We start from the raw sequence: 6,384 nt of genomic DNA on the forward strand, positions 1-6,384 counted from the left end.
GAAGGCGTGACAGCGACCTCTCCGATCCACACCACCCGCCGCGCGATCTCCACGATGGGCGCCCTGCTGCTGACGGTGGCGGGCAACATGCTCGTCGTGGCGATCGCCGTGACCGCGCTGGCGCTGGTCGGAGTCGCCGCAGCCGTCGTCTTCGGGGCGGGCGTGCTGGAGTCGTTCTGAGCCGGGTCGTGCGCGGCCTCGCGCCGCGTCCGGAACATTCGTCGAGACGAAGTGTCGACCTCGAGAGCCGCCGCGCGACGCCCCCAGTGAGGGTGGCGTCAGGCCGTCCCGCCACGAAAGGATCAGACCATGAAGTTCATGATGTTCGTCGTCAGCGACGCCCAGCCCGACCAGCCGTCCGACGAGTCCGACATCGACCGATGGGTGGATCCGCTGGACGCCAGCGGCAAGCGGGTCATCGGGGAGGTGCTCGCCCCGGTGGCCGAGTCCACGGTGGTGCGCGTGCGCGGCGGCAAGGTGCTGACGACCCGCGGGCCGTTCGCCGAGACGAGCGAGGTGATCCTGGGGTTCGACATCCTCGAGGTCGGCGACCTCGCCGAGGCGGTCGAGATCGCGTCGCGGCATCCGATGGCCCGCAACGGCCAGATCGAGCTGCGCGCCTTCGCGCCCTGGGACGAGTAGGCGGCGTTTCAGACGGCCCCGCGACGCCCGGCGCGCGGGGCCGTCGGCGTGCGATCGCCCAGGCAAAGCTCGGGACCCCTCGCACATACATGGAAGTCCATGTAAAATCAGCAACGTGCCAACGAAGGCACGGTGACTTTCATCAGGATGCCTCACGAGGGTGTCACGGTGAGGCTGAAGGAGCAACGATGTCCATGACGATCAGCACCCCCACGGCGGCTCTCTCCGACGACGAGCGCGCGGCGATCCTCGAGGCGGTCCGCGACTTCTCGCAGTCCGAGCTCGCGCCGAACGCCCTCGAGTGGGACGAGCACAAGACGTTCCCCAGCGACACGCTCCGCCGTGCAGGCGAGCTCGGCGTCGGAGGGATCTATGTGCGCGAGGACTTCGGCGGCAGCGGGCTCTCGCGCTTCGACGCCGCGGCGATCATCGAGGAGCTCGCAGTCGGCGATCCCGCGATCGCGGCGTACATCTCGATCCACAACATGGTCGCGTGGATGATCGACACCTACGGCACCGAGGCGCAGCGCGGCGAGTGGCTGCCGCTCCTCACCTCGATGCAGGGCTTCGGCAGCTACTGCCTCACTGAGCCCGGCGCGGGCTCCGACGCCGCGGCGATCACCACGACGGCCATCCGCGACGGCGACGACATGGTGCTCACCGGCGTGAAGCAGTTCATCTCCGGGGCGGGCGTGGCATCCGTCTACATCGTGATGGCCCGCACCGGCGAGCCCGGGGCCCGCGGCATCAGCGCCTTCCTGGTCCCCGCCGACGCCCCCGGGCTGTCCTTCGGCGCCAACGAGAAGAAAATGGGCTGGAACGCTCAGCCGACCCGTCAGGTGATCCTCGACGAGGTCCGCGTGCCGGCGGCCAACCTGCTCGGTGCCGAGGGTCAGGGCTTCAAGATCGCGATGTCTGCGCTCGACGGCGGTCGCATCAACATCGCCGCGTGCTCGCTCGGCGGCGCGCAGTGGGCCCTGGACCGGGCCATCCGCTACGTTCACGAGCGATTCACGTTCGGCGAGCCCCTCGCCGAGAAGCAGTCCGTCGTGTTCACGCTCGCCGACATGGCCACCGAGCTGCGCGCCGCGCGAGCGCTGGTGAGGGATGCCGCGGCCGCCCTCGATGCGAAGGCGCCGGATGCCTCGATGCAGTGCGCGATGGCCAAGCGCTTCGCGACCGATGCCGGCTTCACGGTGGCCAACCAGGCGCTGCAGCTGCACGGCGGCTACGGGTACCTGCAGGAGTACGGCATCGAGAAGGTCGTGCGAGACCTGCGGGTGCATCAGATCCTCGAGGGGACCAACGAGATCATGCGCGTCATCATCGGCCGCGAGCTCCTGGGGGGTGCACGATGAGGATCGCATTCCTGGGTCTCGGCCACATGGGCCTGCCGATGGCGAAGAACCTGGCCGCCGCCGGTCACGAGGTCGTCGGCTTCGACGTCTTCCCGGCGGCGATGGAGGCTGCGGCCGCGGGTGGTCTGGCGGTCGCCGACTCCGGCGCGGCCGCCGTGCGAGCCGTGTCCGCCGACATCGTCATCACGATGTTCCAGTCCGGCAAGCAGGTGCTCGACGCGTACGGCGGCGTCGACGGCGCCGACGGTCTGCTCGATGCCGCGCAGCCCGGCACGCTCTTCATCGACTCGTCCACCATCGCCGTCGACGAGGCGCGCGCGGCGCACGAGCTCGCCGAGACCGCGGGCCATCGCGCTCTCGACGCCCCCGTCTCGGGCGGCGTCGTCGGCGCCGAGAACGCCACGCTCGCCTTCATGGTGGGCGGCGCCGACGCCGACTTCGAGGCCGCGAAGCCCGTGCTCGAGGCGATGGGCCGGCGCATCGTGCACTGCGGCGGCGCCGGACTCGGCCAGGCCGCGAAGGTCTGCAACAACATGATCCTCGCCGTCTCCCAGATCGCGGTGGCCGAGGCGTTCGTGCTGGGGGAGCGGCTGGGGCTCTCGCACCAGGCGCTCTTCGACGTGGCCTCCAACGCCTCGGGACAGTGCTGGGCGCTCACCACGAACTGCCCGGTGCCGGGGCCCGTCCCCACGAGCCCGGCCAACCGCGACTACCAGCCCGGGTTCGCCGGCGCGCTCATGTCGAAGGATCTCGGTCTCGCCGAGCACGCGATCGTCGCCACGGGGGTCGAGGCGCGCATGGGCATGCTCGCGCGGCAGATGTACCAGGCCTACGCCGATGGCGACGGTGCGCGTCAGGACTTCTCGGGCATCATCAACACCATCCGGGACGAGAGCCGCTGACGATCACCCGGGTCGGACGTCGGCTCGGGTCGCGCTGCTCACGCGGTACGGAGGCGGATGCGGCGGAACAGCGTTTCCATCTCGGGCTCGAGGAAGCCGACCGCCCCGATGTCGTCGTCGATGAGTTCGAGCACCAGCACGGTGCCGTCGCGCGAGCCGATGAACCGGGTGACCGAGACGACGACGTCGTCGGGCAGCTCGAGCAGGAGCGTGACCCGGAGCGCGGTCGTGAACGCCGTGTCCTCGAGCACCGCCACGCCCTGCACGAAGCCTCCGATTCCGATGCGGGCGACTTCGACGAGCTCCTCGGCCGCCGTCTCGTCGGACTCGATCGCGTACAGGTGCACGAGCCGATCGGGGGCCCCCGTGTCGGGCCGGCGCCAGAATCGCTCGATCGCCTCGGGCAGAGGAGGCTCCATCACGGCCCGTTCGAGCGCCGTCGCCGCGAAGGCGCTCTTCACCTCATGCGGGATCCGCGGCCCCGGGAGCAGGTCGGCCGTGAGATCGGCGGCCCACGCCATCGCGGTGTCGTAGCCGTTCCACGGGAACTCCAGCGGAACGGGGATCCAGACGTGGTAGTCGACGTCGATCGTGTATTCGAGTGTCATCGCCAGCGGAAGGTCTCCATGATCGTGTCGCTCGTCTCGGTGAGGAGTTCGAGCGACTGAGGGTCGGAATCCGCCAGGTGGGCGATGGAGGCGAGGAAGACCATGCCGCGTCGATCTCCTTCGGCCGGCAGGGGGAAGCCGTAGCCGATCTGCCGCGAGAGCACTCCTTCGAATTCGCCCGATCCGCGCGAGTCCTTCACCCAGCGCAGCACGACGCCGATCGGAGTGTCGAAACGCTCGATCGTCGCACCGCCGGCGAGGGCGGGCAGGGCGTCGGCGAACGCTTCTCCCTCGGCCGCGGCGTGCTGCTTCACCGCGATGGAGAGCGGAACGCCGCCGCCGTCGGGATCGCTCGGGAGGTAGATCGCCGAGATCCGGTTCGCCGTGAGCGTGCGCCAGTACGACTCGATCATCGTGCGCGCCTGGGCGTCGAGGTCGGGGCGCAACAGTTCCCGCATGCGGGCCGACGTCTGGGCGATGAGGGCGCTCTTGCCCTCGGCGTCGATCATGTACCTGACCCAGCCGCGGGGCATCATGACGTGGAAGCCGCGCGGATCGTCGGTCACAGGGCGGCCGTCACGAGGGGAGCCCGCCGGTGAGGCGGAGTCGCTCGTACTCGCGGCTCTTCGTCGCGAGGGCCACGATCAGCACCACGAGTGAGAACGCCGTCGGGATGAGCGCGATCCAGTGCCAGCCGAGGTAGCCGTCCTCGGCCTGTGGCATGGGGAACGGTCCGCTGTCGCTCGGAAAGAGGAACATGAAGAGCACTGCGGCACCGGCGGCGACGATGGTCTGCCCGATCGCGCCGAGGAGGCGGTTGGCGAGCCCCGCGGCCGTCCGGAGGCACATCGGCACCACGACGATCGCCCCGACGACCGCCGGCACGATGATCAGCCAGGCGGGCACCGGGAAGACCGGCCAGCTCCACACCTCGGACCAGTTCGTGCTCTGCTGCTCGCTGACGCGTCCTCCCGTGAAGAGGAGCGAGCCCACGATGAACGCCAGCAGCACGACCCCGATGAAGATCTGACACACCGCGTAGACACGGCGCAGCACTCTCCCGCGGTCGGGCGCGGCCGGTGGCGGGGTCGACGTCATCGGATCCGCACCTCGTTCGCTCCGGGGATCTCGAACTGGAACCCCGTCACGGGCTCCAGGCTCTGGGTGAGGTCGAAGCCGAACGAGGCCCCCCACACGCCGACGTTCACCGCTTGCGTCCACAGTGCCGGCATGGCGCCCTGTGTCTGAGTGATGAACTGCTGCACCGGCTGTGCGGCGCCCCACGGCGAGGTGCGCATCGTTCCGAGGAAGTTCTCCACCTGCACCAGGCGGGCGTCGCCTAGGGCCATCGTGCGGAACGGATTGACGATTCCACCGGGGACGGGCAGGCCGCCGCGGGCCTGGCTGGGAGCGCGGAGCCACTGGAAGGGCGTCGCCCAGGTGGTGGGGCGGAACAGGTTCCAGCGGGGAAGCCCGCCGCGGATCACGCCCGTCACGACCCCGCGACCGTTCTGGATCACGGCCGAGAGCGCGGGTGCGCCCTTGGAGAGGATCTTGCCTATGCCGAACGGGAGGAGCCCGACCGCCGACAGCAGCAGATCGCTCAGGGTTCCCTTGCCGGCGAAGAACTTCAGGGCGTTGAGCGCCACGACAAGCAGGGTCAGCGCGAAGATGATCCCGCCGATGAGCCCGGTCAGCGGTGCGCCGATGATGAGGGCGATGACGGTGAGGGCGATGATCACCCAGCCGAGCACCTCGAGGAAGTTGTCGAGGCCCTCCCAGAATCCGTCGTTGTTGTCGGCGGAGTCCATCGCCTTCTGGATGCCGCCCACGGCGTCTTCGTAGGCCGTCTCCCACGTCTCGAAGGTGTGATCGAACTGGCCCCACAAGTCGTCGCGATGGGTCAGCGCGTTCGTCTCGGCTGTCGCCGCGTTGGACGCGGCCGTCTCGGCGGCGCTCACCTCGGAGCGGCTGGGCTCCTGCTCCCAGACCCAGACGGTCTCGACCGAGGACAGGTCATCGTCGGCGGACTCGCGCGCGTCGCGGGCCGACTGGTAGTCCCGCTCCGCCTTCTCGACCGTGGCCTGGTTGTTGCTGATCCAGGTCTTCGCGGTGCCGAGGGCGTCGGCGTACGTCCGGATGACGCGCCCCGTGTCCTCGTAGCGCACAGCGGCCTGCGCCAGGTCGTCGGCCGCCTCGTCCGCCATCTCGGCGAGCTTGTCGGTGCCCTTGCTCTTGCAGACGTCGGAGTCGGCGATGTCGCCGAGCGCCGTCGCGGTCTTGGCCATCGTGATGCCCAGCTTGACCAGGGTGTCGCCGCGGGTCCAGAGGTCTTCGGGGTTGCCTTCGAGCTGACGCAGCTCGTGGTCGCCGACGGGAGAGCGCATCAGAGAGCCACCTGCACATTGGTCGAACCGGTCGCCTCGGCTCCGTCGAGCGAGCCCGCGGTGTCGCGGTCCCACTCGTCCCAGCCGTCGATGATGCCGGTCAGCTGCTCGAGGATGTTCGCGAGGTTCTCCTGGAGCTTTCCGCGCTTGTCGTTCCAGGCGGACTCGAAGTCCGACGCCTTGTCGCGCAGCTCGCGACGATCGTCGGGCCGGCCGATCGATCCCTCGAGCCCGTCGTTCGTCTTCGCCGCGTTCTCGAACTCGGCGACCGTCGCGGTGAGACCTTCTTTGGTCTCCCGCAGTCGCTCGAGATTCAGCATGATGTCAGCCACGAGTCCTCCTCCGTGCGCATAGGGCCGGCGGCGTCCGCCGGCCCGATGCGTCCGTCACAGCGTCAGTTGCCGGCGAGTGCCGAGTCGGTGTCCTTGATCGCCTGCTGCATCTTGCGCAGCGACTCGCCCATGTCGGAGATGCCCTCGATGGCCTT

General features: G+C 69.4%; 9 protein-coding genes. 4 read left to right on the forward strand and 5 right to left on the reverse strand.

Annotated elements, in window-relative coordinates; genetic code table 11:
* Window positions 1-6 precede the first annotated feature (6 nt).
* From SOM19_RS02630 to mmsB, 4 genes are all read left to right on the forward strand, one after another.
* Window positions 7-180, forward strand: coding sequence for a hypothetical protein (locus SOM19_RS02630; RefSeq protein ID WP_320484996.1), 174 nt, complete (start codon window positions 7-9; stop codon window positions 178-180).
* Between the two features lie 129 nt (window positions 181-309).
* The gene (locus SOM19_RS02635) at window positions 310-642 is read left to right on the forward strand and encodes a YciI family protein (protein ID WP_320484997.1); all 333 of its coding nucleotides are present in this window, start codon (window positions 310-312) and stop codon (window positions 640-642) included.
* 188 nt (window positions 643-830) lie between these two features.
* Complete coding sequence (locus tag SOM19_RS02640) at window positions 831-2,000, forward strand: acyl-CoA dehydrogenase family protein (protein ID WP_320484998.1); 1,170 nt, start codon at window positions 831-833, stop codon at window positions 1,998-2,000.
* Window positions 1,997-2,902 (forward strand): 3-hydroxyisobutyrate dehydrogenase, encoded by a 906-nt coding sequence (mmsB, locus tag SOM19_RS02645; RefSeq protein WP_320484999.1) that lies wholly within the window; start codon window positions 1,997-1,999, stop codon window positions 2,900-2,902. Before SOM19_RS02640 ends, mmsB begins: the two co-directional genes overlap by 4 nt.
* Before the next feature lie 38 nt (window positions 2,903-2,940).
* Here the strand turns inward: mmsB and SOM19_RS02650 are convergent, their stop codons facing one another.
* The 5 genes from SOM19_RS02650 to SOM19_RS02670 are packed head-to-tail and all read right to left on the reverse strand — an operon-like array spanning window position 2,941 to window position 6,229.
* Window positions 2,941-3,510 (reverse strand): hypothetical protein, encoded by a 570-nt coding sequence (locus SOM19_RS02650; RefSeq protein ID WP_320485000.1) that lies wholly within the window; start codon window positions 3,508-3,510, stop codon window positions 2,941-2,943.
* The gene (locus SOM19_RS02655) at window positions 3,507-4,076 is read right to left on the reverse strand and encodes a hypothetical protein (protein ID WP_320485001.1); all 570 of its coding nucleotides are present in this window, start codon (window positions 4,074-4,076) and stop codon (window positions 3,507-3,509) included. The genes SOM19_RS02650 and SOM19_RS02655 overlap by 4 nt, the downstream gene beginning before the upstream one ends.
* A gap of 10 nt (window positions 4,077-4,086) precedes the next feature.
* Window positions 4,087-4,608 carry a hypothetical protein gene (locus SOM19_RS02660; RefSeq protein WP_320485002.1) on the reverse strand — a complete coding sequence of 174 codons (522 nt, stop codon included), beginning with the start codon at window positions 4,606-4,608 and terminating at the stop codon, window positions 4,087-4,089.
* Window positions 4,605-5,897: a hypothetical protein gene (locus SOM19_RS02665; RefSeq protein WP_320485003.1), complete on the reverse strand. Its 1,293-nt coding sequence runs from the start codon at window positions 5,895-5,897 to the stop codon at window positions 4,605-4,607. The genes SOM19_RS02660 and SOM19_RS02665 overlap by 4 nt, the downstream gene beginning before the upstream one ends.
* Window positions 5,897-6,229, reverse strand: a complete 333-nt coding sequence (locus SOM19_RS02670) for a hypothetical protein (protein WP_320485004.1) — start codon at window positions 6,227-6,229, stop codon at window positions 5,897-5,899. Before SOM19_RS02670 ends, SOM19_RS02665 begins: the two co-directional genes overlap by 1 nt.
* Window positions 6,230-6,384: the final 155 nt, after the last annotated feature.

It is taken from the genome of Microbacterium sp. CFBP9034 (genome assembly GCF_034045255.1).
In the GTDB taxonomy this organism is placed as follows: domain Bacteria; phylum Actinomycetota; class Actinomycetes; order Actinomycetales; family Microbacteriaceae; genus Microbacterium.

Coding starts and splice junctions, on each gene's coding strand:
- SOM19_RS02640 (WP_320484998.1), top strand. CDS start 831: ATGTCCATGACGATCAGCACCCCCACGGCGGCTCTCTCCGACGACGAG.
- SOM19_RS02665 (WP_320485003.1), bottom strand. CDS start 5,897: ATGCGCTCTCCCGTCGGCGACCACGAGCTGCGTCAGCTCGAAGGCAAC.
- SOM19_RS02660 (WP_320485002.1), bottom strand. CDS start 4,608: ATGACGTCGACCCCGCCACCGGCCGCGCCCGACCGCGGGAGAGTGCTG.
- SOM19_RS02650 (WP_320485000.1), bottom strand. CDS start 3,510: ATGACACTCGAATACACGATCGACGTCGACTACCACGTCTGGATCCCC.
- SOM19_RS02635 (WP_320484997.1), top strand. CDS start 310: ATGAAGTTCATGATGTTCGTCGTCAGCGACGCCCAGCCCGACCAGCCG.
- mmsB (WP_320484999.1), top strand. CDS start 1,997: ATGAGGATCGCATTCCTGGGTCTCGGCCACATGGGCCTGCCGATGGCG.